This window comes from Streptomyces sp. NPDC015127 (assembly GCF_043080095.1).
GTDB lineage: Bacteria > Actinomycetota > Actinomycetes > Streptomycetales > Streptomycetaceae > Streptomyces.
Window position 1 is genome coordinate 91,055 of record NZ_JBIBVE010000015.1, and the last position, 26,790, is coordinate 117,844.

Below are 26,790 nucleotides of genomic sequence, written 5' to 3' on the forward strand. Positions count from 1 at the left end.
TTCAGCTGCCGGCCTTTTCGACCTCGTCCCAGTCGATCTCCATGGTCGTACGGCTCGTGAAGACGTTGAAGAGCAGGTTCAGTGTGATGGCCGTGAGGCCGCCCAGTGTGATTCCGCTGTCGAGCACGGCCCGTACGTCGTCCGGCATCCGGTCGAAGAAGGGCTCGACCGTCGTCGGCAGCAGTGCCGCGCCGAGACTGACCGCCAGGATCAACGCGTTGCGCGTCTCGCGCAGATCGACCTTGCCCAGGATCTGAATGCCGACGGTGGCGACCAGGCCGAACATCGAGAGCGCCGCGCCGCCGAGCACCGGAGCCGGGACGGCGGCCACCAGGCTGCCCACCTTGGGCAGCAGCCCCAGGACGACCATGAAGACGCCGGCCGCCACCACCACGTACCGGCTCACGACCCGGGACATCCGGACCAGGCCGATGTTCTCGGCGAACGCCACGTACGGGAACGAGTTGAGGATGCCGCCCAGCACCGTGGCCGCGCCGTCGGCGCGCAGGGCCCGCGCGACCGTGTCGCTGTCGACCTTCTTGCCGGTGATCTCCCCGATGGCGTACACGTCGCCCGTGGTCTCCACCATGGTGATCAGCATGACGACGAGCATGGCCACGATCGGCAGCAGCTCGAACTTCGGCATGCCGAAGTGGAAAGGGGTGCTGACCCCGAACCAGTCGGCCTCCGCGGCCGCCCCGAAGTCGGCGTCACCGAGGAGCCAGGCGACGCCGGTGCCGACGACGAGCCCGAGCAGCACGGCCAGGCTGCTGAGGAACGGCTTGCCGACCCGGACGACGCCCAGGATGAACACCAGCGTGCCCAGGGCGTACGCCATGTTCTTCGGGTCCCCGTACTCCGGGGTGCCGATCAGGTGCGCGCCGCCGGCCGCGTCCTGCAGGGCGACCGGGATGAGGGTGAGGCCGATGACGGTGAGGATCGTTCCGATGACGATCGGTGGGAAGTACTTGACCAGCTTGCTGAAGAAGGGCGCGCAGAGGAAGGTCGCGATACCCGCAGTGATCACCGCGCCGTAGACGACGAGGAGCCCCGCGGTGCCGCCGCCCGCGCCCAGGCCGATGGCGATCATGGGTGAGACGGCGGTGAACGTGACGCCCTGGACGAGCGGCAACCGGGCGCCCACCCGCCAGACGCCGAGGGCTTGGATGATCGAGGCGATACCGCAGGTCAGCAGGTCCGCGTTGATGAGGTGGACCAGCTCTTCCGGCGTGAGGCCGAGGGAGTTCCCGAGGAGGACCGGGACGATCACCGCTGCCGCGTAGAACGCGAGGATGTGCTGGAAGCCGTAGAGGGCGAGTTGGGGAAGCGGGAGCCACTGGTCGACAGGGTGCTGCCGTCCCTGGCGGGAACGGGGTCGGGAGGGGGACGGGGGGTGGGGCTGGGATATGGATGCCATCTCTGCCTTGCCTTCGCGAGGTAGGTGAGTGAGACAGGGCCGCGGCCACGAGTCCGGGGTATGCGGACGAGGCCGGGCCGGCCCGGGAGCGGACGTCGACGGGTGTGTCCGGCAACGTCGCCCTGTTCTTCGGATTGCATCCTGGATTGGCAGGGAATCCTTCGATCGACGAAACAGATCGCCTTGTGTGCTTGCAATCCGCAGGGGGAGCCGATCGGAAGCGCTCACCATAGCCAACGGCGCTGTTTCCTCGCGAGTAACCGGCCGTTGGGAGAAATGTGCCGCGTCGGGCCCGGGGCGGATGACGTCGCAGGCGACCGCGGCGGGGGTGGGCGATGACCGACTGGATACGCTGGCCTGCCGTGATCAACCGTAAGGCGCCACGATGAGCCAGTACTTCGACATGGGCGACGAGACCCTGTGGAACCCGTCCAACGGAGCTTCCCGCATGTTCCGGCGCCAAGTGGCCGTCTTCGAAGGCGAGTTGGCACTCCCGTCGGGCATCGGGCCCATGGAGAACGACGAGTGCCAGATCGACCCGATCGCCTTCGAGACCTTCGTCGACGCCCTGCTGGCGCAGCACCGGCGCACGAGCCACGCCATCGTGCTGGCACTCTCCGAAGGCTTCACCGCCACAGTGCTCGTACTTGCGGAGCGCGCCGGAATCAGGCCGGACTGGGCCAAGCTCGGAGCCACCCCGGACGGCCCGCTCGAAGACGTGCAGGTCAACGCCCTTAGGGGGATGTCAGCCCCGGCCGAAGGCGCAGCCTGGTCGGTGGGACTGCGCGAGAAGGCACGGGAGCTTGGTCGGCGCATGCCCCGCTGACCCGAGAAGGCCGGACGGACCGGATTCAGGCTCCTACGACCCCGTCGACACCCTCACGGAGAAAGTCCGCGTGCCCGTTGTGGCGGGCGTACTCCAGGAGCACGTGGATCAGCACCATGCGGAGCGATACGTCCTTGCCCCACCGCGGCTGGTATCCGGCCAGGTCGAGTGACTCGGCGTCCTGCTCGATGCGGCGTGAGTTCTCGACCTCGGCGTCCCACGCCGCGAATGCCTCGGCTCTTGTCGACTCGCTCGCGTCGTACGCGGCCTGGAAGTCGATGCGGTCGGACCAGACCATCGGCGCATCGTTGTCGTCGAACACTCGGCGGAACCATGCGCGCTCCACTTCGGCCATGTGCCGCACCAGGCCGAGCAGGGAGAGCGTCGAGGGCGGCATCGACCGCTGCCGCAACTCCTCGTCGGTGAGCCCGTGACACTTCATGGCGAGCGTTGCGCGGTGGTAGTCGAGGAAGGCTCGCAGCATCTCGCGTTCGCTGCCGAAGTGGGGCGGACTTGTGCGGCTGTCAGGAGTCATCGTCGTGCTCCTCTTCGATCAAGGGACGCGGAAGGTCGCCATGCTAGACGCGATCACGATCGATGGGCCACAGGCGTCGCGTGAGGGGGCCGGTCTGCACTGGAGCCGACGACACTCCGTCGGCGGGGTGGCCCCGTGGGGGGTGTGGCCGGGGCCACCCGCTCGTGCGTTGCCGTTGCGGTTACTTGATGCCGAGGAGCTGCTCCAGCGGGTCGATCGCGAAGTAGACGAGGAAGAGCGCCGCGGTGCCCCACAGCAGCCAGTGGACCTCGCGGGCCTTGCCCAGGCACGCCTTGATGACCACGTAGGCGATGAAACCGGCGCCGATGCCGTTGGTGATGGAGTAGGTGAACGGCATGACGGCGATGGTCAGGAAGGCGGGGACGGCGACGTCGTAGCGGTCCCAGTCGATGTGCTTGACCTGCGTCATCATCAGGAATCCCACCGCCACGAGGGCGGGGGAGGCGGCCTGGAGCGGCACGATGGTCAGGACGGGGGTGAGGAAGAGGGCGAGAGCGAACAGGCCACCGGTGACGAGGTTGGCGAAGCCGGTGCGTGCGCCTTCGCCGACACCGGCGGCGGATTCGATGTAGGTGGTGGCGGACGAGGCGGAGGAAGCACCGCCGGCGACCGCGGCCGCGCCGTCGATGAGCAGGACGCGACCCAGGCCGGGGACCTGGCCACGCTCGTCGAGGAGTCCGGCTTCGGCGGTGACACCGACGATGGTGCCCATGGTGTCGAAGAAGTCGGACAGGATGAGGGTGAAGACGAGCAGGACGACGGTCAGCACACTGACCTGACCGAACGAACCGAACAGGTCGAAGTTGCCCAGGAGCCCGAAGTCGGGTGCGGCGACAGGGTTGTCGGGCAGCGAGGGTGCGGTGAGGCCCCAGTTCTTGACGTCGGCGGTCTCGTTGACGACGACGGCAAGGAGGGTCATCAGGACGATGCTGATGAGGATGGCGCCCTTCACCTTGCGGGCCAGGAGGACGATCGTCACCAGCACGCCGAGGCAGAAGACGAGCATGGGCCAGCCGGTGAGGGTACCGGTGCCGAGCTGGACGGGCACAGTGGTGTTCGCGGCATCCGGGATACGCGTGACGAATCCGGCGTCCACGAAGCCGATGAAGGCGATGAACAGGCCGATGCCGACACTGATGGCCTGCTTGAGGGGTTGTGGGATGGCGTGCATGACGGCCTCGCGCAGGCCGGTCATCACGAGGATGCAGATCAGCAGCCCCTCGAGCACGATGAGGCCCATCGCGTCGTCCCAGCTCATCAGCGGGGCGACCTGGAAGGCGACGACGGCGTTGAGACCCAGGCCCGCGGCGAGGGCGAGCGGCAGGTTGCCGCCCACACCCATGATGACGGTCATCACGGCGGCCACCAGGGCCGTGGCGGTGACGAGTTGGGCGGCGTCCAACTGCTCGCCGAACTTGTCCTCGGTGCTGCCGAGGATGATCGGGTTGAGCACGAGGATGTACGCCATGGTGAAGAACGTGGCGAACCCGCCGCGTATCTCCCGGCCGTAGGTCGAGCCTCGTTCGCTGATGCGGAAGAACCGGTCGAGCGGTCCTTGGTTTCTGGTGGCCGCGGCGTCGGCCGGGCCGGTCGTGCTGGTCTGCATGACTGCGTCTCCTGGACGTGCAGGTGCGAGGGGGAAAGGGTGCCGTCGGCAGCATGCGGCAGTCGCTTGTACGAACACACATGCGGCACCTGGAAGCGGATCATACGCGGCAGGGGCGTGATCTCAATTACGTTGCGGTATCTGGGCATTTACCATCCGCACCGGCCCTGTCGGTTCCTACAGAATCCCCCGCGACCTATCCCGCCAAAACGGGATGCGGGCGACAGCGGCGATGGAGTTCACCCCGGGTGACTGCCTACTCTCGGTCCGTGCATCCACCGCTCCCCTTCAACGCGCGCGCCGCCCGCACCCTGCGCGAGAAACTCGGGATGGGCCCCGGCCACGTCGCTTACGGCATGCGCGCCTCCTACGGCATGACTCACATCACCCCGGAACACATCGCCGCATGGGAACGCGGCACCGCCCTGCCCACCGCCAACGAACTCACCGCCCTGGCCGGTGCCCTGTGGTGCGCTCCCCGCGACCTCATGGGCGCCCCCCGCACCTTGCGGGAACACCGTCTCGCCCGCGGACTCGCCGCCGAGGACGTCGCCCGCGCGACCGGCATTCCCCTCGACGCCTACCACCACATGGAAGAAACCGGCCGATGGGCGGGCGACAAACGGCAGTCCGCCGAACTCGGCACGCTTCTCAACCTCCCTCCACGCGACTTCGTCGCCATCACCGGCCTCGAGGACGAACTCGCCCGCCTTCTCACCGAAGCCGTCTCCACCCGCTGGCAGGCCCACATCCGCGACATCGCCCACCTCGTCTCGATGGAACGCCGCGACCTGAAGGACCCCCTGCGCGGCATGCACCAGGAGTACCAGACGCTCTTGGCCGCCACCCTCAGCCGAGCCGGCGGCACCATCGCCTCCGGCGAGAACGGGCGACGGTACATCGACGACATCGTCAACACCTTCTGGGCCCGACTCCCGCAAAACTGACGGTGCCCGGCCGCGGTGCGGTGGCCAGGCCCGGGTGGGTACGACAACCGGCAGCCCCGGGGCGAACGCCCCGGGGCTGTGCGTGTCAGGTGCTCCGGGCCTCAGCGCCACGGATCGAGGGCGTGCTTGCCACGGGTGTGGCCCGCCGCGAGTTCCTGAAGCAGTGCCGGCCCCTCGGCCCAAGGGGTGGACGTGGGGGGTGCCGGGCGGGTACACGCCTTGCGCGATGAGTGTGTCGAGCTCGACGAGCAGCGATCGGTAGAGGGACGGGGCCGCGGCCGCCATCGAGGCGATGTGCAGGCCCTTCACTTGGACCGGGTGGGTGAATATCAGGTCGTGAGTGGTCAGACCGGCCTCGCCGGAAGCGGCACCGAACACGACGACTCGTCCGGTGAAGGGTTTGGCGACCGACAGGCTGACCTCGAACGTAGCGCGTCCCACGGATTCCAGGACCAGGTCGACACCGCCGGTCAGACGATCAGGCCCTCGTCCTCGTAGTACCGCAAGGACCTCACACTCACACCGCTGCCCGTGGCCCCGTCGTCCCGGCCTCAGCGCGGCAGCGCCCAGCGGCCGCCCTTCGCCGCCGCGACCAGTTCGCGTACCGTCGCCAGCTTCACCCGCGGCCGGCCGGCGCGGCGGCCGCGCGTCAGCTCGGCGCGTTCGATCGCGGCCAGGCCGCGGGCGTCGACGACCTGGCGGTTGCGGCGGCGGGCGAGGCGGTGGAACGCCTTCGGCGGGGCCGTCGGCGTGGGCAGTGAGCCCTCGATGGCGTCGGCGAGCAGCGTGCCGACCGTCTCGGCTGCGCAGGTGCGGTTGGCGCCGATGCCGCCCGAAGGCCCGCGCTTGATCCAGCCCACCACGTACGTGCCCGGCCGGCCGGTCACCCGGCCCCCCTCGTGCGGGACGGTACCGGTGGCCTCGTCGAAGGGCAGCCCCGGGACGGGCACACCGCGGTAGCCGACCGCCCGCAGCAGCATGCCGGCCGGAATCTCCTGCTCGGCCGACTCACCGGAGACGCGCACGGAACGGACCTTCTGGTCACCGCGTACGTCCACCGGCGAGGAATGGAACCGGAACACAATGCGCCGCCCCCGCGCGGGCGGGAGCGACCAGTCGACCTTCTCGCGGGTGACATCCCGCAGCACCACGGCCTTGTCCTTCGGCCCGGCCGCGTCGATCGCCGCACCCGTGCGCGGATCGTGGTCGTCGACGACCAGCTCCACGCCGTCCAGATGCCGGAGAGCGAGCAGTTCGGACCGCGTGCACGCCGCGTCCTCGGGACCGCGGCGCCCGAGCAGCACCACCTCGCGCACCGTGCCTGACCGCAGGGCCGCCAGGGCGTGGTCGGCGATGTCGGTGGCCGCCAGCGCGTCCGGGTCCGCGACCAGCATGCGGGCGACGTCGAGGGCGACGTTGCCGTTGCCGACCACGACCACGCGCTCGCCGGACAGGTCGATCGCGTCGGGCCCCACCTCCGGGTGGGCGTTGTACCAGGCGACGAACGCCGTCGCGGAAATGCTGCCGGGCAGGTCCTCGCCCGGGATCCCGAGCCGGCGGTCGGCGGAGGCGCCCACGGCGTAGACGACCGCGTCGTGGTGCGCCGCGAGCTCCTCCGCGGTGATGTCCCGGCCGACCTCGAGACCCAGGTGCATCCGCACCCGGGGGTGCCTGTGGAACCGCCCGAAGGCGTCACCGACCTTCTTGGTCGCGGGGTGGTCCGGCGCCACCCCGTACCGGACGAGGCCGCCGGCCACCGGCAGCCGGTCGACCAGCGTCACCTCGGCGTTCGTGTGCAGCAGCAGGTCCTCGGCGGCGTACATGCCGGCCGGTCCGGTGCCGACGACGGCGACCCGGATCGGCGCGAAGTCGGACGGCAGTCTGCGCGCGAACGCCGGCTCGCCCCAGGAGTGGAAGTTGGGGCCGTCGCCGACCGGTTGGGGCTCCTCGTCCTCGAAGTACGCCGCGTTGATGCGGGCGTACTCCTGCTGCGCAGGGGACAGCCTGTCCACCGGGAAGACGGCGTCCACCGGACAGGCGTCGGCGCAGGCGCCGCAGTCGATGCACGACTTCGGGTCGATGTAGAGCATCTCCGTGCTGCCGAAGGCGCGTTCCTCCGGCGTCGGGTGAATGCAGTTGACCGGGCACACGGCCACGCAGGTGGCGTCGCTGCAACAGGTCTGGGTGATGGCGAAGGTCATGTCGTCAGCTCAGTTCGGCTCAGTTCGGCTCAGCTGGGTGCGGCTGGGTGCGGCGGATGCGGATCCGCCGGACGCTCGGTCAGATCAGGTTCGCGCGCTTGTAGAACAGCAGGGCCGGCTTGGTCAGGAGCCGGGCCGAGGCCAGGAACTCCATGAGGCCCGCACAGCTCGAGCGCATCAGGGACTTGTGGTGCTCGTTGGCCCTCGCCTCGCTGACGGCGCGCTTCCTGTCGAGTCCGGCGTTCGGGTAGACGTCCTTGTTCACCATGCTGGTGACGATGACGTAGGACGCGACCGCGATGACGAACGCGTGGATCTGGCGGCGCAGCCAGCCCGCGTTCTCGAGGTGCTTGCGGGTCTCGTCGCGGGCGAACTTCATGTGCCGCGACTCCTCCACGACGTGGATGTTGTTGATGGTGCGCACGAACGGCACGACCCGCTCGTCGCGCATCCAGTCGCGCTGCATGACGTCGAGGACCTCCTCGGCGACCAGGATCGCGGCGTACGCCGCCTCGCCGAACGCAACGGTCTTGAAGGCCCTGCCCAGTTCGACCGCGATCCGGTGCGGCCGGTACGCCGGTGCGCCGAGCTTCTTCGCGCCCCGGGCGAACATGATCGAGTGCCGGCACTCGTCGGCGATCTCGGTGAGCGCCCACTGGAAGCCGGCCTGGGTCGGGTCCTTGGCGTAGATGTCGCGGAGCACCATCTGCTGAAGGATCATCTCGAACCAGATGCCGGTGCTGGCCACCGACGCAGCCTCCTGCCGCGTCAGCTCCTTGCGCTGCGCATCGGTCAGTTCGCGCCAGTACGCCGTGCCGTAGAGCGTGCTCCACTCCGGGCTCGCCCCGTGGAAGTCCTTGTCCAGCGGCGTCTCCCAGTCCACTTCGGTGACCGGGTCGTACGACAGTGTCGCTGCCGAGTCGAGCAGGCGCCGGGCGACGTCGTGGTCGTGGGCCCCGACCTGGGCCCCGTCCTGGATCTCCGGCCGAACGGTGCTGCTTGCCATGCTGCGGCTCCTCGATTCGAGTGGGCGATGTTCCTTGTGCGTTGGGGGAGTGCGGGCATGCGGGGGCTCGGGCGACGAGAACGATGCGTGGGCCGCCGCTTGTTAGACGGACCGTATAGTAAGGGGACCGCCCGGGCCTACCCCCGAGTAGAAAATCGGAGCAACGCGCTCCTGGAGCCGAGTCGGAAGGGGAGTCGGGGTCCTGTGGTGGGGGCGCGCGACGCCACCTGGCGCGGCGGTCTCCGTGCTGGGCGCAGGGCCGGGGGACCGTACCGCCGCACCGGGCCGTACGGTTCATCCGCTCCGGTCAGAGCGTCTCGCTCAGCGAGTCCGCCAGCCTCCGCCGGGCCGTTCGTGTCGCGGGTACCGAGGCTGCCGCCACCGCGCCGAGCACCGCCGCGGCGACCAGAGCCGACAGCACGGGCAGCGGCGGAAGCTGCGCGATGCCCGCGCCCATTCCGCCGACGGCGCCCTGGGCGTCCACCAGCCGCCGGCCCGCCACGGCGCCCAGCACCGTCCCGAGCACGGCGGAGAGCAGCGCGGTCAGACCGGCCGCCGTCACGATCACCGCACCGATCTGCCGGGGCGTCAGGCCGATGGCCTTGAGGGCGAGCAGATCGCGGCCCCGATCGCGTACTCCCGTACCGATGAGGGTCAGCAGCTCGATCAGGCCGATCAGCGCGAGCACCACGATCAGGGCGGGGATCACCGCGCGCGCCGGTTCCAGGCGGTCCGCCGGGTTGGGCGTCTCCCGGATCTCCAGCGCGCCGCCGCCCGCCTCGGCGAGCTCCGCGCTCACCGCGCGCGGGTCGGCGCCCTCGCGCAGCACCAGGGCGTGGAACCCGGGCCGCAGGCCGGGGTCGCGCTCGCGCAGGGTGTCGAGGGTCGTCGAGATGATCCGGCCGCCGGACTCCGGCTCGATGCTGCGGCCGACGATGTGGAGGATCTGCGGCCGGCCCTCGACCGTCATCCGCACCCAGTCGCCCACCCGCACGCCGAGCAGGTCCAGCAGCCCCTGGCCGGCGACCGCCTCGTCGGGGCCGTCGGGGGCCCGGCCCTCCACCACCGCGGACGGGTACGGCTCCTGCGCGGTGCCGAGACCGCGCAGGGTGATCGTGCCCGTCTGACCCGGCACCAGGGCGGCCGTCTCCACACCGGGATGGACCGCGGTGACGTCGTCGACGCCGGCGAGGACCCGCTCCAGCTCCGCGTCGCCCGGACCGCCCGGCTGCTCGGCCCGTACGGTCAGGGCCGCCGGCAGTCCCACCCGGCCGGGGTCGCTGCGGAACTGGTCCAGCGTCGACCAGGCCACGAGCGCCACGGTGATCAGCACCAGCGGCAGCGCGAGCCGGAGCACCGCCGCCACCGCGCCGCCCCGGCGCGAGAACGCGGCGCGCGTGCCGAGCACCAGCGCGGGCGGCACCCGCAGGCCGAGCGCCCGTCTGCCGAGCGCGGTCATCGGCGCGGCGGTCGGCAGGGCCGCGCGGGCCACCGGGACCGGGGGCACGCGTCCGGCCCGCCAGGCCGCGAGGCCGGTCGCGACCGCGATGAGCAGGACGGCACCGCACGGCACGCCGATCATGAGGGCCGTGTGTCCGGGCAGGTCCTGCCACAGGGCCACCGCGTCGCCGATCCGCCCGGGTATCCGGGACCCCAGCAGGGCGATCGCCACGGTGCCGAGCGCGACGCCCAGCAGCGCGAAGGCCAGGTGCTGCACGAGGAACCCGCGGACCACCTGACCGGGCGTGAACCCGACGGCCTTGAGCACCGCGATGTCCCGGAGCTGACCGCGCACCCGCGCGGCGATCGCCCCCGACGCCGCCAGCGCGGCGGCCAGCAGCGCGCCCGTCCCGAAGACGGCGAACAGCTGGCCCAGCAGCCGGTCGTCCCCGCCCGCCTCGGCCCGCGCCTGCTGCCACTTGGTGACCTGGGTGACCCGGTCGGCTCCCAGGAGCGTCACCGCACGCTGGACGAGGAAGTCGGTGTCGTCCGGGTCGTCCAGCCGCAGGCCCACGGTCTGCCCACCGCTGCCGGGGGCGACCCGGTCGAGCGTGCCGGGCAGCACCCAGCCGATGCCCGGCTCGCCGCCCGGCCGGTACCGCGGCTCCGCGGCCTCCGCGACGCCGGTGACCCGCAGCGTGCTCGTCGATCCGTCCCGCCCGGCGACCCGCAGCGTGTCGCCCGGCTCCGCCCACAGGGCCCGGGCCACCGACGTCTCCAGCACGACCGCGCCCGCGCCTGTGTCGTCCGGCGGCGCGAGCCAGCTGCCCGACGTGACCAGCGGCCGGCCGGTCTGCGGAGGCCGGGTGCCCGTCGCGCGCAGTTCGAGGCCCGCCCGTGCGCCCCGCGACTCGACCGAGGTGGTCGCGGTCCGGTACGGGCCCGAAAGCGCGGTGACGCCGTCGAGCCGGGAGAGGCCGGCGGTGTCGGCGCCGGCGCGCGTGTGCAGCCAGATGTGCGCACCCTGGGACTGGTTGAAGACCCGCTGCCAGGGATTGGCGGCGTACCCGAACAAGGCGCCGGCCAGCAGCAGCGACGCGATGATCCCGGCACTGGCGAGGACGACGAACAGGGCTTCGCCGCGGTGTGCCCGGAAGTCGGCGTGCGCCCAGCGCAGTGTGGCGCGCACCGTCAGTCCCTCAGTTCGAGCACGCCGGACACTCCGCCGCCCGGGGCGCGGCGCCCGGCGCCGAGCACCGCGTCGTCGGCGATGCGCCCGTCGAAGAAGCTGATGACGCGGTCGGCGGCGCTCGCCATCCGGGCGTCGTGGGTGACCATCAGGATCGTCTGTCCGCGCTGGTGGAAGCGGGAGAGCAGGCGCAGCACCTCGCGGGTGCCCTTGCTGTCGAGGCTGCCGGCCGGCTCGTCGGCCAGGAGCAGCGCGGGGTGGTTGACGAGTGCCCTGGCGAGCGCGACGCGCTGCTGCTCACCGCCGGACAGTTCACCGGGCATGGACCGCTCCCGGCCTTCGAGCCCGAGTTCGGCGAGGAGTTCGGCGCGGGAGGCGCGCGCGGAGCGGGGCGATGCCCCGGCGAGCAGCGCGGGCAGTTCCACGTTGTCGGCGACTGTGAGGTTGGAGACCAGGTTGAAGAACTGGAAGACGATGCCGATGCTGCGGCGCCGCAGCACCGCCCAGCGGGCCTCCCGATAGGCGTCGACCTGTTCGCCGCCGATCCACAGCCGCCCGCTGTCCGGCCGCTGCAGTCCGCCGATCAGGTGCAGCAGCGTCGACTTTCCGGCGCCCGAGGGCCCGGTGACCGCGACGAACTCGCCCGCCCGCACGGTCAGGTCCACGCCGCGCACCGCGTGCACGGCCGCGCCTTCGCCGTGGTGGGTCTTGGTCAGCCCCTCGGCGCGCACGATGGGCGCGCCTTCCGGTCCGGGAGCCGGGGAGTCGGAGGCCTCGCCGGCCCCGGCGGCGCCGGGACCGGTCGCTCCGGGCAGGCCGCGGCTGTCGCCGGACGGCGCGTGGTCGCTCATTCCAGCTCCTCCTGACAACGTTCCAGCCAGTCCAGGTCGGCCTGCAGATGCAGCATCGCGCCCTCGATCAGCAGCTGGGAGATCCTGTTGTCCCGGTCCTCGGACGCGGCCAGCTTCGACAGCTCCCGCATGGTGTTGAGGTACTGCCGCCGCTGCTTGTTGATCAGGGCGATCGGGTCGGCGAGCCCCGACTCCGGCGCGAGCGCGAGCTTCATGAAGAACTCGTCCCGCACCCGCGGCTCGTCGGTGGTCTCGTCGAACCAGGCCAGCACGGCCTCGCGCCCGGCATCGGTGAGCCGGTACGTCCGCTTGTTGGGCCGGCCCGACTGCTCGACGTCCTCGCCGTCGATCAGGCCGGCCTTCTCCAGCCGACCGAGGGTGACATAGATCTGGCCGACGTTCGGCTGAGGGTACGCGGCGCCCAGAAGCTTCTCAAGGTCCTGCTTGAGTTCGTAGCCGTGGGCGGGGCCACGGGTGAGGAGTGCCAGGAGCGGCAGCCGCACGCGCTCCCCCTCTCTCCCGCTGCGTAGTCTGCTGTTGGCCGGGCAGTGGGCCGGCCGGACCGGCCGGCCGCCCTGTCTGCCTGGACGTCTAGTATCGCCCATGCCTAACGGGTATATATAGGCCACGATGGTCGGCGGCGCAGCCGGATCGTGCACCGGGAGGAACCTATGCGGTGGATGCGTGCCGCGGGTAGGGGTCTCCTTGCCGCGGCGGTGGTCCTGGCGGGATACGCCGGGTTCGACGCGCGCGCCGGGGGTGCGGAGTCCGGTGGCCGGGGCCCGATGACCCTCGTGACGGCCGGCGACCTGACCGGCTACCTCCCGCCGCTGCTCGACGAGTGGAACGAGGACCATCCCGGCGAGCGCGTGACGCTGGTCGAGCTGCCGGACTCGGCGGACGAGACCCGCGCGCAGATGATCAGCGAACTGCGCTCGGGAAGCGACCGGTTCGACGTGCTGAACATCGACGTGGCATGGACGTCGGAGTTCGCCGCCGCCGGATGGATCTCGCCGCTGGAGCGCGACCGCTTCCCCCTGGACACCTTCCTGCGCCCCGTGGTGGACACCGCGACCTTCGACGGACGGCTGTACGCCGTCCCGTACGTGACCAATGCCGGACTGCTCTACTACCGGAAGGACGTCCTGGACCGTGCGGGCGTGAAGCCGCCGCGGACCTGGGCCGAACTGGCCCGCCAGGCCCGTACTCTCGCACCGCGCCACGGCCTCGACGGATACGCGGGCCAGTTCCTGCCGTACGAGGGGCTGACGGTCAATGTCACGGAGGCGGTGCACTCGGCGGGCGGCTCGATCCTGCGGGACGACGGTGACCGGGTCACCGTGGACTCGGACGCGGCACGCGCCGCCTTCGCCTTCCTCGCGGACGGGGTGCGCGAGGGCTGGATCCCCCGCGAGGCCCTGCGCTACAAGGAGGAGGAGTCCCGCCGGGCGTTCCAGGACGGCCGGCTGCTCTTCCTGCGCAACTGGCCCTATGTGTACGCCGACGCGGGCGCCGAGGGCTCCAAGGTGGCCGGCCGGTTCGGGGCGGTGCCCCTGCCCGGCGCCGACGGCCCCGGCACGAGCGTGCTCGGCGGCTCCAACCTGGCGGTCAGCAGCCGTGCGCGCCACCCGGAGTCGGCCGCCGACCTGATCGCGTACCTCACCAGTGAGCGTGTCCAGCGGCAGGTGCTGACCGAGGGTTCGCTGCCGCCCGTGCGGGCCGCGCTGTACGAGGATCCGGCGCTGATCGCCGCGCATCCGTATCTGCCGACACTGCGCCGGAGTGTGCTGTCGGCCGTGCCGCGCCCCAAGTCCCCGCGGTACGACCAGGTGAGCCTCGCCGTGCAGGCAGTGGCGCAGGACGTCATGGCCCTGCGCCAGACGCCCGAGCAGGCGGTGGCACGGCTGGCGCGCGAGCTCAGCGCCATCTCCCGCACCGACTGAGTCCATCGCCACGTCCCTCCCGGAGCAGCCTCTACTTACATGTTAAGTAGGGGCTGCCTGCTCTTGAAGACCGCATAGGCGGACAAAATACCCCAGCTTTCCATGGTTTACGGAAGCATCGTTGACACCTCGACGTCACTGCTACTTAACATGCATGCATAACAGCGCACCCGATCCGGGGCGCTCTCGCATTCAGCAGAAACAGGTCGACGCGAGATGCTCAGCACGCTTCCGGCCGGCATCGGCCACCCCTCCCGCAGCTCCGCCGCCCCCGACCCGTGGTGGCGCGACGCGGTGATCTACCAGGTGTACGTCCGCAGCTTCCTCGACAGCACGGGGGACGGGATCGGCGACCTGGCCGGCGTCCGCGCCGGGCTCCCCTACCTGCGGAAACTCGGCGTCGACGGCATCTGGCTCAGCCCCTTCTACCCGTCGCCGCAGCACGACCACGGCTACGACGTCGCCGACTACTGCGACGTCGACCCCGTCTACGGAGACCTCGCCGAGTTCGACCGGCTCGTGGCCGACGCCCGCAGGCTCGGGCTCAAGCTGCTGCTCGACATCGTCCCCAACCACTGCTCCAGCGAGCACCCCTGGTTCCGCGAGGCACTCGCATCGGCCCCCGGCAGCCCCGCCCGCTCCCGGTTCCATTTCGCCCCCGGCCGCGGCGCGGACGGCGCCGAACCGCCCAACAACTGGCGTGCCATGTTCGGCGGCCCCGCCTGGAGCCGGACCACGGACCCCGACGGCACGCCCGGGGAGTGGTACCTGCACCTGTTCACCCCCGAGCAGCCCGACCTCAACTGGCGCGACCCGGCCGTCGGCGACGAGTTCGAGCGGGTGCTGCGCTTCTGGCTCGACCGCGGTGTCGACGGCTTCCGGATCGACGTGGCGGCCGGTCTCTACAAGGACGCCGCTCTGCCTGACTCCGACGACCCGGGGGCCGACGAGCGCTCCCGCGACTCGGTCAACCCGCTCGCCTGGAACCAGCCCGAGGTCCACGACGTGTGGCGCCGCTGGCGCGCGGTGTGCGAGGAGTATGCGGCCAGGGACGGACACGAGCGGCTGCTCGTCGGCGAGGTCTCCGTACCGACCGCACGCGAGCACGCCCTGTACGTCCGGCCCGACGAACTGCACCAGGCGTTCTTCTTCGACCTGCTCAGCGCCCCCTGGGACGCCGACGCCTTCCGCTCGACGATCGACGAGGCCATACGCGACATCGCCGGCACCGGCTCCACCGTCACCTGGGTGCTCAACAACCACGACCAGGTCCGCACGGTGACCCGGTACGCGGGCGAACCCGGAGTCGAGGGCAGCGGACTCGGCGCCGCCCGCGCCCGCGCCGCGGCCCTGCTGATGCTGGCCCTGCCCGGCGCCGCGTACGTCTACCAGGGGGAGGAGCTCGGCCTGCCCGAGGTCCTCGACCTGCCGGACGAGGTCCTCACCGACCCGATCTTCCACCGCACCGGCAGCCGCAAGCACATCCGCGACGGCTGCCGCGTCCCGCTGCCCTGGTCCGGCCACGCTTCCCCGTTCGGCTTCAGCCAGGGCGAGGCCGGGGCCCGGCCGTGGCTGCCGCAGCCAGAGTGGTTCGCGGAGCACGCCACGGACCGGGCCCTCGCCGACACCCGCTCCTTCTGGCACCTGTACCGCGAGGGCCTGCAACTGCGGCACAGCCTCCCGCAGTTGGGCGAGGGCACGCTCCGCTGGCTGGACGCGCCCCCGCACGTGCTGGCCATGGTCCGCGGCGACGGACTGGTCTGCGCGGTCAACTTCGGCACCGAGCCCGTCCCCGCCCCCGCGAGCGGCACCCCCCTCCTCTCCAGCGGCCCCTGCCCCGACGGCGTGCTCCCCGGAGCGACCGCCGCGTGGTGGACCGCCGACCCCACCTCCTGACCGTCCCCACCTCTCGGAAGGACCCTCACCATGCGACGACCCTCGAAGACGACCCGGCGGACGGCAGCGACGGTCTCGGCGGCCCTCGCCGTCGCCCTGACCGCCACCGCCTGCGGCGGCACGACCGGCCCCGCCGGCGGCGGCGAACTCAGCGGCCAGACCGTGACCGTGGCCGGTGTCTGGACCGGCAGCGAGCAGAAGAACTTCAAGAAGGTCCTCGACGCCTTCACCGAGAAGACCGGCGCCAAGACCGTCTTCGTGCCCTCCGGCGACAACGTCTCCACCTTCGTCGGCAGCAAGATCGAGGGCGGCAACGCCCCCGACGTGGTGATGGTCCCGCAGGTCGGCGTACTGAAGCAGTTCGCCGCCGAGGGCTGGCTCAAGCCGCTGTCGGACAAGACGGCGAAGTCGGCCACCACCGGGCTCGCCCCCGTCTGGAAGAACTACGGCACGGTCGACGGCACCTACTACGGCCTGTACTTCAAGGCAGCTCACAAGTCGACCGTCTGGTACAGCCCCGAGGCGTTCACCCAGGCCGGCGTCACGGAGCCCAGCTCGTGGACGGGTCTGCTGGAGGCCGGCCGCACCCTCTCCGACTCCGGCCGCCCCGCCTTCTCCATAGCCGGTGAGGACGGCTGGACGCTCACCGACTGGTTCGAGAACGTCTACCTCTCCCAGGCCGGCCCCGAGAAGTACGACCAGCTCGCCCAGCACAAGATCAAGTGGACCGACGAGAGCGTGGTGAAGGCGCTCACCACCCTGGCCGAGGTGTTCAAGGACAAGCAACTCGTCGCGGGCGGCGCCCAGGGCGCGCTGCGCACCGACTTCCCCGCCTCCGTCGAGCAGGTCTTCGGCCCCGAGCCGAAGGCGGGCATGGTCTACGAAGGCGACTTCGTCGCGGGCGTGGCCAAGGACGAGTTCGGCAGGAAGCCGGGCGAGGACGCCAAGTTCTTCCCCTTCCCGGGCGTGGGTGCCGGGGACCCGCCGGTGGTCAGCGGCGGTGACGCGGCCGTCGTCCTCAAGGACGGCAAGAACGCCGAGGCCGGAATGCGGCTGCTGGAGTTCCTGGCCACGCCCGAGGCCGCGGAGGTCTGGGCCGGCGCGGGTGGCTTCCTGTCGCCGAACAAGGACGTCAGCCTCGACGCGTACGGCGACGAGGTGAGCCGGGAGACCGCCGAATCGCTGATCGGCGCGGGCAACTCGGTCCGCTTCGACATGTCCGACCAGGCGCCCGCCGCCTTCGGCGGCACCAAGGGCGCGGGGGAGTGGAAGCTGCTCCAGGACTTCCTGCGCGACCCGTCCGACCCGAAGGCCACCGCGGCGAAGCTGGAAGCCGCGGCAGCCAAGGCCTACCGGAACTGAGGCCGCTGTCATGGCTGACACACTCACGTCCCGCGCCGCGGCGGATCCGCGGCGCCGGGCCCAGCGCAGAAAGCGCCGCCTCGCGGTCGTCTTCGTCCTGCCCGCACTGCTGCTCCTCGGCGCGCTCGTCGTCTACCCCGTCGTCTTCTCCATCGGCCGCAGCCTGTTCGACGCGAGCGGGGACCGGTTCGTGGGAGCGGCGAACTACACCGAGATGTTCAGCGACCCGGCAACGCTCAGGGCCATCCGCAACAGCACCATCTGGGTCGTCGTCGCCCCCGTCCTGCTGACCGGGCTCGGGCTGATGCTCGCCGTGCTCACCGAGAAGGTGCGCTGGGCCACCGCGTTCAAGCTGGTGCTCTTCCTGCCCATGGCCGTCTCCTTCCTCGCCGCGGGCATCATCTTCCGGCTCGCCTACGAGCAGGACCCGGACCGTGGCGTGCTCAACGCCGTCGTCGTCGGTGTGCACGACACCTTCGAGGACCCGGCGGCGTATCCGACGGCCAGGGCCCGCGAGAACCAGGGCCTGACCGGCGGCGCGGGCGGCCCGTACACCACCGAGGAGGCGGTGCACCCGGGGCGGACGGTGACCATGGGCTTCGTGGGCGTCGCCCCCGACGCCATGCCCACCTGGGCGAAGCCCGCGGCCGTCAAGGAGCCGGGACCCGACGCGATCGGCGGCGTCGTCTACCTCGACTTCGCCCCGGGCGGCGGCGGTACACAGGGAAAGGTCGACCCGGCCGAGAAGGGCCTGCCCGGCATGACCGTCGAGGCCGTACGCGGCGGGACGACCGTGGCCGGCACGACCACGGCCGCCGACGGCTCGTTCCGCTTCGCCGGCCTGGACGACGGCTCGTACACCGTCCGGCTGCCCGCGACGAACTTCGCCGCCCCCTACGAGGGCGTGAACTGGCTCGGCCCCGCCCTCGTGACCCCCGCGATCATCGGCGCCTACCTGTGGGTGTGGACAGGCTTCGCGATGGTGCTGATCGGGGCCGGGCTCGCCGCCATCCCGCGCGATGCCCTGGAGGCGGCCCGGATGGACGGCGCCACCGAGGGCCAGATCTTCCGCAAGATCACCGTTCCGCTGCTCGCACCCGTGCTCACCGTCGTCTTCGTGACCCTGGTGATCAATGTGATGAAGGTCTTCGACCTCGTCTGGATCATCGCGCCCGGACCGGTCCAGGAAGAGGCCAATGTGCTGGCCACCCGCATGTGGCTGGTGTCGTTCGGCGGCGGCAACGACCAGGGGCTCGGCAGCGCGCTCAGCGTCCTGCTCCTGCTGCTCGTCGTCCCCGCGATGATCTTCAACGTCCGGCGGTTCAGGAGGAGCGGAGCATGAGCGGCCACAGCACCATCGAGCGCCCGCCGGTCGCCGAGCCACCCGCCCGCACGGCCGCCGTACCCGCACCGGGCCGCCCCCGGCGAAAGAACCGCCTGGCCAGGTGGCTGAACAGCGGGATCGTCCAGGCCCTGCTGATCGTCGTGGCCCTGGTCTGGATCACGCCCCTCGCCGGGCTGTTCCTCTCCTCCCTGCGCTCGGAGCGGGACAACGCGTCCGACGGCTGGTGGACGGCGCTCACCGACCCCTCCCAGCTGTCCCTGGACAACTACACGGCGCTCCTGGAGGACTCCGGCATCACCGCCGCCTTCTGGAACACCGTTCTGATCTCCGTGCCCACCACGCTCCTGGTCGTCGGCATCGCCGCACTCGCCGGGTACGCCTTCGCGTGGCTCGACTTCCCCGGCCGGGACGCGATCTTCCTGGTGGTCGTCGGGCTCCTGGTGGTCCCCGTGCAGATCGGTCTGCTGCCGGTGGCCAAGCTGTTCGGCGCCGTCGGACTGTTCGGCACGATCGCGGGCGTCGTCCTGTTCCACGTCGCCTACGGACTCCCGTTCGCGATCTTCCTGTTGCGCAACTACTTCGCCGAGATACCGCGCGAGATGCTGGAGGCCGCCCGGATGGACGGCGGCAGCGAGTGGCGCATCTTCTCCCGCCTCGTCCTGCCGCTCGGCCGGCCGGCCCTCGCGAGCCTCGCGATCTTCCAGTTCCTGTGGGTGTGGAACGACATGCTCGTGGCGCTGCTCTTCGCGGACAGCGGATCCCAGCCGCTGACCGTCGCCCTGCAGTCCCAGATGCGGCAGTTCGGCAGCAACATCGGGGTGCTGGCCCCCGGCGCGTTCCTCTCGCTGGTCGTCCCGCTGGTGGTCTTCTTCGCCTTCCAGCGGCATTTCGTGCAGGGAGTGATGGCCGGATCGGTCAAGTAGGACCGAGGGGGCTGCCCGGCGGATCAGCGCCGGACAGCCCCCTTCGCGACGTCGTCCGGCCGCCCGGGCGGACGGCGTCGGTCCGCTGTGCGGACGCGCCGGTCGCGCCCGCGCAGGGGCCGCACCTGCGGTGAGGCGGCGTCGGCGACCGGCCGCACGCCGAATCAGGGCCCCTGTCGATCAGGGGCCGATCACGAGATATCTTGATGTCGAGCAATGTTGCAGACGTGGAGAGCGGAGCACCCGGTGACTGACTCGACCATCATCTATACGCACACTGACGAGGCGCCCGCCCTGGCGACGTACTCGTTCCTGCCCGTGGTCCAGGCGTACGCCTCGACGGCCGGTGTCACCGTGGAGACCCGTGACATCTCGCTCGCGGGACGGATCATCTCCCAGTTCCCCGAGTACCTCGAAGAGGGGCAGCGCATCGACGACGCCCTCGCCGAGCTCGGCGAGCTGGCCAAGACGCCCGGTGCGAACATCATCAAGCTGCCGAACATCTCGGCCTCGATCCCGCAGCTGAAGGCCGCCGTCGCCGAGCTCAAGGAGCAGGGCTACGCGCTGCCGGACTACCCGGACGACCCGAAGACCGACGAGGAGCGCGACATCCGCGCCCGCTACGACAAGGTCAAGGGCAGCGCCGTCAACCCGGTCCTGCGCGAGGGCAACTCCGACCGCCGCGCCCCCGCCTCGGTCAAGAATTACGCCAAGGCGCACCCGCACCGCATGGGCGCGTGGACCTCCGACTCGAAGACGAACGTCGCGACCATGGGCGTCGACGACTTCCGCTCGACCGAGAAGTCCGCGGTCGTCGCCGAGGACGGCGCCCTGCGCATCGAGCTCAAGGGTGACGACGGCTCCACCACCGTGCTGCGCGAGTCCGTCCCCGTCCTCGCGGACGAGGTCGTCGACGCGTCCGTCATGCGCGTCGCCGCCCTGCGCGAGTTCCTCACCGCCCAGGTCGCCCGGGCCAAGGCGGAGGGCGTGCTGTTCTCGGTGCACCTGAAGGCCACGATGATGAAGGTCTCCGACCCGATCATCTTCGGCCACGTCGTACGCGCCTTCTTCCCGAAGACCTTCGCCCAGTACGGCGAGGTGCTCGCCAAGGCCGGCCTCACCCCGAACGACGGCCTCGGCGGCATCTTCAAGGGCCTCGAGGGCCTGCCCGAGGGCGCCGAGATCAAGGCGTCCTTCGACGCCGAGCTCGCCGAGGGCCCGGCCCTCGCGATGGTCGACTCCGACCGCGGCATCACCAACCTGCACGTCCCGAGCGACGTCATCGTCGACGCCTCCATGCCGGCGATGATCCGCACCTCCGGCCACATGTGGGGCCCGGACGGCCAGGAGGCCGACACCCTCGCGGTCCTGCCGGACTCCAGCTACTCCGGTGTCTACCAGGCCGTGATCGAGGACTGCCGCGCCCACGGCGCCTTCGACCCGGCCACGATGGGCTCGGTGCCCAACGTCGGTCTGATGGCGCAGAAGGCCGAGGAGTACGGCAGCCACGACAAGACCTTCGAGATCCCGGTCACCGGCACGGTCCGCGTCGTCGACGCCGCCGGCAACGTGGTGCTGGAACAGGCCGTCGGCGCCGGCGACATCTTCCGCATGTGCCAGACCAAGGACGCCCCGATCAAGGACTGGGTCAAGCTCGCCGTCACCCGCGCCCGCGCGACCGGCGACCCGGCCGTGTTCTGGCTCGACGCGGGCCGCGCCCACGACGCCCAGCTCATCGCCAAGGTCAAGCAGTACCTGACGGAGCACGACATCGAGGGCCTGGACATCCGCATCCTCTCCCCGGTCGAGGCGACCGCGTTCTCCCTGGAGCGCATCCGCCGCGGCGAGAACACCATCTCGGTCACCGGCAACGTGCTGCGCGACTACCTGACCGACCTGTTCCCGATCCTGGAGCTGGGCACCAGCGCCAAGATGCTCTCGGTCGTCCCGCTGATGAACGGCGGCGGTCTGTTCGAGACGGGCGCCGGCGGCTCAGCCCCCAAGCACGTCCAGCAGCTCGTCAAGGAGAACTACCTGCGCTGGGACAGCCTGGGCGAGTTCCTGGCGCTGGCGGTCAGCTTCGAGCACCTCGCGACGACCACGGGCAACGCCCGCGCCAAGGTCCTCGCCGACACGCTCGACCGCGCCACCGGCACCTTCCTCAACGAGGACAAGTCGCCCAGCCGCAAGCTGGGTGGCATCGACAACCGCGGCAGCCACTTCTACCTGTCCCTGTACTGGGCCCAGGAGCTGGCCAAGCAGACCGACGACGCGCAGCTCGCCGAGGCGTTCGGCCCCCTGGCGAAGACGCTGGCCGAGCAGGAGCGGACCATCGTCGACGAGCTGATCGCCGTCCAGGGCTCCCCGGCCGACATCGGCGGCTACTACCAGCCGGACGTCACCAAGGCCGCGGCCGTGATGCGTCCCTCGGCGACCTTCAACCAGGCGATCGCCACCCTCGGCTGACGCCGACACACCCCGATCCGCCCCGGCCGGCACCGCGCCCGGCCGGGGCGGACCCGTGTTCCGGTGCGGGCCGCCGCCACGCACGCCTACTGCCGCAGGGGAACCGGCACGGCGTACGCCCCCACGACGAAGGAGCGGCCCCCGATGGCCGGGTGGCCGCCCCTGCGTGAGGACGTGTCAGTAGCGTTCGACGAGCGGCGTACCGCCGTACTTGGAGCCGGACCGACCCAGCGTCGCGGCGTACGCCTTCTCGTGGTCGCCGCTCGCGTCGTGCGCCTCGATCGAGTCCGACACCGCGTCTCGCAGCGCCTCGTCGTCCTTGTTCATGCCGATGCCGTACGGCTCCTCGGTGAACGGGTTGCCGACGACCTTCAGCTTGTCCGGCGTCTGCGCCGCGTATCCCAGCAGGATGGCGTCGTCCGTGGTCACCGCGTCGACGTCACCGTCCAGCAGCCGCTGGACGCACTCGCCGTACTTGTTCGTCTCCACCGTCTGCGTGTTGTACTCGGGCTTGCGGATCTCGCGCAGGGCGGTCGCGCCCTTGACGGAGCAGACGGTCTTGCCCTGCAGGGAGTACGGGCCGCCGATGGTGCGGTCGTCCTTGCGGACCAGCAGGTCGGCGCCGGCCATGAAGTACGGGCCCGCGAAGCCGACCTTCTTCTTGCGTTCCTCGTTGATGGTGTACGTGCCGACGTACAGGTCCACCTCGCCGTTGGCGATGGCCGCTTCACGGCTGCGGGTGTCGATCGTCTTGAACTGGATCAGCCGGGGCGCGAAGCCCAGGTCCGCGGCGACCATCTTGGCGATCTCGATGTCGAAGCCGGACCGCTGGCCGTTCTCGTCCTGGTAGCCGAGGAAGGGCTGGTCGTTCTTGACCCCGATCACCAGCTTGCCGGCCTTCTGCGCCCGCTCCAGGGTCGGGGAGTCGAACGAGACATCCGTCGCGACCTTGTAGGTGGGGAGCTTGGGCTCCTCCAGGGAGCTCGTGCCACTGGACGGTTCGTCACCGGCCGAACTCGGCTCGCCGCTGCAGGAGGTTGCGGTGAGAGCGACCGCGATCACGGTGATCGCCGCGAACGTGGCCGACTTGCGGGGCTTCATGGTGCGACATCCTCTGTTTCAACGATCCGGGGGAGCCGACGACGCCCACGGGACCGCGGCGTGTTGCTCCCGCACCGAGGCCGTGGTCCCCTGCCCCACGGTTCCCGATTGTGAGGACCCTAAGGAAGGAGACGGCGGTTCGTCACCCCATCTGAGCTGAACTTGAGGATCACGGTCCGGATACGGAGGGGTGAAATCGGGGCGAAGCATGCCGGGTTTGCTGGTTCCGCGCGGCCGGCTGCCCGCGCCGCGCGCGTAATGGCTCCGTCGACAACGCTTCCTGAGCACCGCCGTGAGCTCCCCTCGCCGCCGGTGTGCCGCAACTCCTCTCCGTGGTCGCCGCGCCGGCTCGCCGTCGCTCCGAACTCATCCCGGCCCGCTACGGCTTGCCCGGCGAGCAGGCTGCGGGGGTTCCGGCACGCCGCTCACGCCGTCGCCGTCTCCGGCCCGGCCCCCCGGGGGGGGCGACCCGCGCGTCAACACCCCGCAGCTCGGCATCGCGCGGAAAGCGCTGGTCGGAAGGTGAGGCAGGGCGGCGATTCCCCCAGTTGTGGTGTGGCGTGTTGCGGCGACGACCGCCGGGCCCCTAAATGAGGCAAATCCCAAAAAAACCCGTGATCGGATGGCTCATGGTGCTCACCCACACGCTCGACCGTGGCGTACTGGTCGTCACGCTCCACGGCGACGTCATGATCAGTGACCGTGCCACGGTGTCGCAGCAGCTCACAGAGGTCGTCCGGTCCTATCTGCCGCGGGCCGTGGTGATCGAGCTCCGGACGTCCGTGGTGAGCGCGGCGGCGCTCAGCGCGGTGCTGCGGGCGCACCGGCAGTGCGGCCAGGCGGGCGTGACGCTGTCGGTGGTGGCGACGGTGGCGTCGGCCCGGCGACTGCTGAAGGCCGGTACGGACGGCTCCGGCCTGGCCGTCTTCGGCCGCCGGGAGGACGCCGTCACATCCGCCACGACGCCCACGACCCCCACGACGCCTCCGCACACCCCGGCCCCGGCCCCGGCCTGACCGCCGGAACCGGCGCGCGTCGCCCAGGCGTCTCGGACCGCGCCGCCCGGCCCACGGCCGTGGAGGCACGGCGTGCGGCTGCCGGCACTGCCCGGACCGGCGGTGCTCACACCACCGGAGCGCCGGGCAGCGGCGGGAGGAGCTGTTCCGTCCACACCGTCTTGCCCTCCCGCGCATGCCGTGTCCCCCAGCGCTCCGTCAGCTGGGCGACGAGCAGCAGTCCGCGGCCGCCCTCGTCGGTGGAGCGGGCGCGCCGCAGGTGCGGGGAGGTGCTGCTCGGGTCGGTGACCTCGCAGATCAGCCGGTGATGGTGGATCAGCCGCAGGGTCACCGGACCCCCGGCGTAGCGGTACGCGTTGGTCACCAGCTCGCTGACGATCAGCTCCGTCGTGAACGCCAGCTCGTCCAGGCCCCACGCCGTCAGCTGCTCGGCCGTCAGCCGGCGTGCCTTCGAGGGGGCCGTGGCCTCCGCGGTCAGCTCCCACGTGGCGACGAGTTCCGGCGCCAGTGTGCTCGTACGCGCGAGCAGGAGCGCCACGTCGTCGCTCGGCCGCGCGGGCAGCAGCGCGTCGACGACCTCCTGGGCGATGTCGTCCAACGACCGCCCGCCGGACCCGCCGAGTACGGTGCACAGCCGGGCGATCCCGTCCTCCATGTCGTGCTGCTCGCCCTCGACGAGGCCGTTGGTGTAGAGAGCGATCGCGCTGCCCTCCGGCAGCGTCAGTTCCGCGGTCTCGAACGGCAGCCCGCCGAGACCCAGTGGCGGCCCGGCGGGCAGGTCAGGGACGCTCACGACACCGTCCGGAGTCACCACCGCGGGCGGCGGATGCCCGGCCCGCGCGATGCAGCACTGCTGGGCCACCGGGTCGTACACCGCGTACAGACACGTCGCACCCACCACCTGCTCCCCGGGCGTTCCCTCGTCGGCCGGCTCCTGCTCGCCGGCGAGACGGGTGACGAGGTCGTCGAGGTGGGAGAGGACCTCGTCCGGTTCGAGGTCCAGGTCGGCGAGGGTGTGCACCGCCGTGCGCAGCCGGCCCATGGTCGCGGCCGCATTGATGCCGTGGCCCACCACATCGCCGATGACCAGGCCGACCCGCGCGCCGGACAGCGGGATCACGTCGAACCAGTCGCCGCCGACTCCTGCCGCGCCACCGGCCGGCAGGTAGCGATGGGCGACGACGACCGCGGGATGTGCCGGCAATTCCCGCGGCATCAGCCTCCTTTGCAGCGCCAGCGCCGTCCTGCGCTGCTGCGTGAACCGGCGCGCGTTGTCGATGGACACGGCGGCCCGCGCGGCCAGTTCACCGGCGAGCGTGAGATCGTCCGCCTCGAACGGCTCGGGCAGCCGGGAGCGCCACAGGCTCATGCACCCGAGGACGAGGCCCCGCGCGGTGAGGGGCACCACCATCAGGGAATGCACTCCGCGGTGTTCCGCCGCCTCGGGGTAATCCAGACCCGCGAGCGCCTGCGCCACGTCGATGGAGGGTTCGAGGATCGGACGCCGTCCGGACAGACACCGCCCCTGAGGTGTGTGCGGAGGGAACGTGTTGAGCGAGCCCACGGGGAACATCACCCGTTCGGACTCCGGTGCGACGCTGTGCAGCGCCGTCCTGCGCACGGCTCCGCCGCTGCTGCCCGGAGCCGGCTCCTCGCCGCGGCTGACCTGTTCCAGCAGGTCGACCGATACGCAGTCGGCCAGCCCCGGCACGGCCGCCTCCGCGAGCTCGGACGCGGTGGTCCCCACGTCCAGCGTCGTGCCGATCCCGGCGCCCGCGGCGCTGAGCAGCGCCAGCCTGCGCCGGGCCCGGTGCCGGTCGGTGACGTCCTCGACGAGCTGGGTCACGCCGAGCACCCGGCCCGCGGAGTCCTCCATCCGAAATGCCGAGACGTCGACGAACCGTTCCCTGGCGGGCGCGGCGAGCAGCCGGCAGGACTGCTCCGTGAAGATCAGCGGCTCCCCTGTCTCCAGCACCTCCCGCAGCCGGTTCTCGACCGTGTCCGCGTCGACCCGGACCAGGAAGTCCCCGACCCGGAACCCGCGTGCCTGCTCGGCCTCGACGCCACCGACTCGGGCGATTGCCCGGTTGACGCGCAGGATGCTCAGATCGCTGTCGTGGACCGCGAGACCGATCGGGGACCTGCGGAACAGGCCGTCCATCACAGAGCGGTCGATCTCCCACTGGAGGACCTCGTCCGCCGGGGCGCCGACCAGGAACCACTCCTTGTCGCCGCCGTCCCGCATCACGAGCCGGGCACGGACGCCGAGACCCAGCGTGCGCCCTTCCTTGACGCGGACGGGCACCACTCCGAACCAGCCGCGGTCGCGCACGGCCGCGGCCACGGCCCCCAGGACGACGTCCTCGTCCCGCGGGTCCACCAGCAGCTCGGTGGCCTCCCGGCCCAGGGTCTCACGGGCCGAGTATCCGAGCAGCGCCTCGGCGCGGTCGCTCCAGCCGGTGACCCGGCCGTGCCGGTCCAGCACCACGGAGGCGGCGCGACCCAGCGAGAACGGGTCCTCCGGGCTCTCACTGATCAACGTCACGGATCCGGTCATCGCTTCCATCCTCCGCCGGGACCCCGGGCCGCGCACTCGGTGGCCTCCCCGGCAGGCGCGAGGGCGGGCAGCGATGAATTCCGGACGGCCGGGAGGTCTGAACCGGCAGAGACCCGTACGACCCACACGGTCAGGAGAACGA

General features: G+C 71.2%; 20 protein-coding genes. 9 read left to right on the plus strand and 11 right to left on the minus strand.

What is annotated here, in order from left to right; translation table 11 throughout:
• Position 1: 1 nt before the first annotated feature.
• Positions 2–1,417: a nucleobase:cation symporter-2 family protein gene (locus ACF08N_RS27995; RefSeq protein ID WP_392327469.1), complete on the minus strand. Its 1,416-nt coding sequence runs from the start codon at positions 1,415–1,417 to the stop codon at positions 2–4.
• 385 nt (positions 1,418–1,802) lie between these two features.
• Here ACF08N_RS27995 and ACF08N_RS28000 point away from each other — a divergent pair, with 385 nt between their 5' ends.
• Positions 1,803–2,243 (plus strand): DUF6086 family protein, encoded by a 441-nt coding sequence (locus ACF08N_RS28000; protein ID WP_392327470.1) that lies wholly within the window; start codon positions 1,803–1,805, stop codon positions 2,241–2,243.
• Positions 2,244–2,268: 25 nt separating this feature from the next.
• Here ACF08N_RS28000 and ACF08N_RS28005 read toward each other — a convergent pair whose 3' ends face one another.
• Together ACF08N_RS28005 and ACF08N_RS28010 are read right to left on the minus strand one after the other, a co-directional pair.
• Positions 2,269–2,778, minus strand: coding sequence for a DinB family protein (locus ACF08N_RS28005; RefSeq protein WP_392327471.1), 510 nt, complete (start codon positions 2,776–2,778; stop codon positions 2,269–2,271).
• A 181-nt stretch (positions 2,779–2,959) separates the two neighbouring features.
• Complete coding sequence (locus ACF08N_RS28010) at positions 2,960–4,405, minus strand: NCS2 family permease (protein WP_392327472.1); 1,446 nt, start codon at positions 4,403–4,405, stop codon at positions 2,960–2,962.
• A 269-nt stretch (positions 4,406–4,674) separates the two neighbouring features.
• On the opposite strand from ACF08N_RS28010, the gene ACF08N_RS28015 reads away from it, so the two are divergent.
• A complete protein-coding gene (locus ACF08N_RS28015; RefSeq protein ID WP_392327473.1) occupies positions 4,675–5,352 on the plus strand; it encodes a helix-turn-helix transcriptional regulator in 678 nt (225 codons plus the stop codon).
• Between the two features lie 470 nt (positions 5,353–5,822).
• Here ACF08N_RS28015 and ACF08N_RS28020 read toward each other — a convergent pair whose 3' ends face one another.
• The 6 genes from ACF08N_RS28020 to ACF08N_RS28045 all read right to left on the minus strand — a co-directional run bounded on the left by ACF08N_RS28020 (position 5,823) and on the right by ACF08N_RS28045 (position 12,542).
• Positions 5,823–5,873 (minus strand): hypothetical protein, encoded by a 51-nt coding sequence (locus ACF08N_RS28020; RefSeq protein WP_392327564.1) that lies wholly within the window; start codon positions 5,871–5,873, stop codon positions 5,823–5,825.
• A gap of 30 nt (positions 5,874–5,903) precedes the next feature.
• Positions 5,904–7,553 (minus strand): FAD-dependent oxidoreductase, encoded by a 1,650-nt coding sequence (locus tag ACF08N_RS28025; protein WP_392327474.1) that lies wholly within the window; start codon positions 7,551–7,553, stop codon positions 5,904–5,906.
• Between the two features lie 79 nt (positions 7,554–7,632).
• Entirely contained in the window at positions 7,633–8,559 is a 927-nt protein-coding gene (locus tag ACF08N_RS28030; RefSeq protein WP_392327475.1) for a diiron oxygenase, read from the minus strand.
• A gap of 307 nt (positions 8,560–8,866) precedes the next feature.
• Positions 8,867–11,188, minus strand: a complete 2,322-nt coding sequence (locus tag ACF08N_RS28035) for an FtsX-like permease family protein (RefSeq protein ID WP_392327476.1) — start codon at positions 11,186–11,188, stop codon at positions 8,867–8,869.
• A gap of 2 nt (positions 11,189–11,190) precedes the next feature.
• The gene (locus ACF08N_RS28040) at positions 11,191–12,039 is read right to left on the minus strand and encodes an ABC transporter ATP-binding protein (RefSeq protein ID WP_392327477.1); all 849 of its coding nucleotides are present in this window, start codon (positions 12,037–12,039) and stop codon (positions 11,191–11,193) included.
• Positions 12,036–12,542, minus strand: a complete 507-nt coding sequence (locus ACF08N_RS28045) for a PadR family transcriptional regulator (RefSeq protein ID WP_392327478.1) — start codon at positions 12,540–12,542, stop codon at positions 12,036–12,038. Before ACF08N_RS28045 ends, ACF08N_RS28040 begins: the two co-directional genes overlap by 4 nt.
• Positions 12,543–12,710: 168 nt before the next feature.
• Between ACF08N_RS28045 and ACF08N_RS28050 the strand changes: the two genes are divergently transcribed.
• The 6 genes from ACF08N_RS28050 to ACF08N_RS28075 all read left to right on the plus strand — a co-directional run bounded on the left by ACF08N_RS28050 (position 12,711) and on the right by ACF08N_RS28075 (position 21,974).
• Complete coding sequence (locus ACF08N_RS28050; protein WP_392327479.1) at positions 12,711–13,982, plus strand: ABC transporter substrate-binding protein; 1,272 nt, start codon at positions 12,711–12,713, stop codon at positions 13,980–13,982.
• A 216-nt stretch (positions 13,983–14,198) separates the two neighbouring features.
• The gene (locus tag ACF08N_RS28055; protein WP_392327480.1) at positions 14,199–15,878 is read left to right on the plus strand and encodes a glycoside hydrolase family 13 protein; all 1,680 of its coding nucleotides are present in this window, start codon (positions 14,199–14,201) and stop codon (positions 15,876–15,878) included.
• A 30-nt stretch (positions 15,879–15,908) separates the two neighbouring features.
• On the plus strand, positions 15,909–17,240 hold the full coding sequence (locus tag ACF08N_RS28060; protein WP_392327481.1) for an ABC transporter substrate-binding protein: 1,332 nt from the start codon (positions 15,909–15,911) through the stop codon (positions 17,238–17,240).
• Between the two features lie 10 nt (positions 17,241–17,250).
• A complete protein-coding gene (locus tag ACF08N_RS28065; RefSeq protein WP_392327482.1) occupies positions 17,251–18,582 on the plus strand; it encodes a carbohydrate ABC transporter permease in 1,332 nt (443 codons plus the stop codon).
• A complete protein-coding gene (locus ACF08N_RS28070) occupies positions 18,579–19,508 on the plus strand; it encodes a carbohydrate ABC transporter permease (protein WP_392327483.1) in 930 nt (309 codons plus the stop codon). Before ACF08N_RS28065 ends, ACF08N_RS28070 begins: the two co-directional genes overlap by 4 nt.
• A 246-nt stretch (positions 19,509–19,754) precedes the next feature.
• Positions 19,755–21,974 carry an NADP-dependent isocitrate dehydrogenase gene (locus ACF08N_RS28075; protein ID WP_392327484.1) on the plus strand — a complete coding sequence of 740 codons (2,220 nt, stop codon included), beginning with the start codon at positions 19,755–19,757 and terminating at the stop codon, positions 21,972–21,974.
• A gap of 177 nt (positions 21,975–22,151) precedes the next feature.
• Here ACF08N_RS28075 and ACF08N_RS28080 read toward each other — a convergent pair whose 3' ends face one another.
• Positions 22,152–23,075 carry a glutamate ABC transporter substrate-binding protein gene (locus tag ACF08N_RS28080; RefSeq protein WP_392327485.1) on the minus strand — a complete coding sequence of 308 codons (924 nt, stop codon included), beginning with the start codon at positions 23,073–23,075 and terminating at the stop codon, positions 22,152–22,154.
• Between the two features lie 614 nt (positions 23,076–23,689).
• On the opposite strand from ACF08N_RS28080, the gene ACF08N_RS28085 reads away from it, so the two are divergent.
• Positions 23,690–24,091 carry an STAS domain-containing protein gene (locus tag ACF08N_RS28085; protein WP_392327486.1) on the plus strand — a complete coding sequence of 134 codons (402 nt, stop codon included), beginning with the start codon at positions 23,690–23,692 and terminating at the stop codon, positions 24,089–24,091.
• 106 nt (positions 24,092–24,197) lie between these two features.
• On the opposite strand, the gene ACF08N_RS28090 is transcribed toward ACF08N_RS28085, so the two are convergent.
• Entirely contained in the window at positions 24,198–26,648 is a 2,451-nt protein-coding gene (locus ACF08N_RS28090) for a SpoIIE family protein phosphatase (protein WP_392327487.1), read from the minus strand.
• Positions 26,649–26,790: the final 142 nt, after the last annotated feature.

Bases quoted from the DNA above. Each gene is read 5' to 3' on its own strand.
- ACF08N_RS28070 (WP_392327483.1), top strand. From the start codon at position 18,579: ATGAGCGGCCACAGCACCATCGAGCGCCCGCCGGTCGCCGAGCCACCC.
- ACF08N_RS28090 (WP_392327487.1), bottom strand. From the start codon at position 26,648: ATGACCGGATCCGTGACGTTGATCAGTGAGAGCCCGGAGGACCCGTTC.
- ACF08N_RS28055 (WP_392327480.1), top strand. From the start codon at position 14,199: ATGCTCAGCACGCTTCCGGCCGGCATCGGCCACCCCTCCCGCAGCTCC.
- ACF08N_RS28080 (WP_392327485.1), bottom strand. From the start codon at position 23,075: ATGAAGCCCCGCAAGTCGGCCACGTTCGCGGCGATCACCGTGATCGCG.
- ACF08N_RS28065 (WP_392327482.1), top strand. From the start codon at position 17,251: ATGGCTGACACACTCACGTCCCGCGCCGCGGCGGATCCGCGGCGCCGG.
- ACF08N_RS28050 (WP_392327479.1), top strand. From the start codon at position 12,711: ATGCGGTGGATGCGTGCCGCGGGTAGGGGTCTCCTTGCCGCGGCGGTG.
- ACF08N_RS28010 (WP_392327472.1), bottom strand. From the start codon at position 4,405: ATGCAGACCAGCACGACCGGCCCGGCCGACGCCGCGGCCACCAGAAAC.
- ACF08N_RS28030 (WP_392327475.1), bottom strand. From the start codon at position 8,559: ATGGCAAGCAGCACCGTTCGGCCGGAGATCCAGGACGGGGCCCAGGTC.
- ACF08N_RS28025 (WP_392327474.1), bottom strand. From the start codon at position 7,553: ATGACCTTCGCCATCACCCAGACCTGTTGCAGCGACGCCACCTGCGTG.
- ACF08N_RS28005 (WP_392327471.1), bottom strand. From the start codon at position 2,778: ATGACTCCTGACAGCCGCACAAGTCCGCCCCACTTCGGCAGCGAACGC.
- ACF08N_RS27995 (WP_392327469.1), bottom strand. From the start codon at position 1,417: ATGGCATCCATATCCCAGCCCCACCCCCCGTCCCCCTCCCGACCCCGT.
- ACF08N_RS28040 (WP_392327477.1), bottom strand. From the start codon at position 12,039: ATGAGCGACCACGCGCCGTCCGGCGACAGCCGCGGCCTGCCCGGAGCG.
- ACF08N_RS28000 (WP_392327470.1), top strand. From the start codon at position 1,803: ATGAGCCAGTACTTCGACATGGGCGACGAGACCCTGTGGAACCCGTCC.
- ACF08N_RS28060 (WP_392327481.1), top strand. From the start codon at position 15,909: ATGCGACGACCCTCGAAGACGACCCGGCGGACGGCAGCGACGGTCTCG.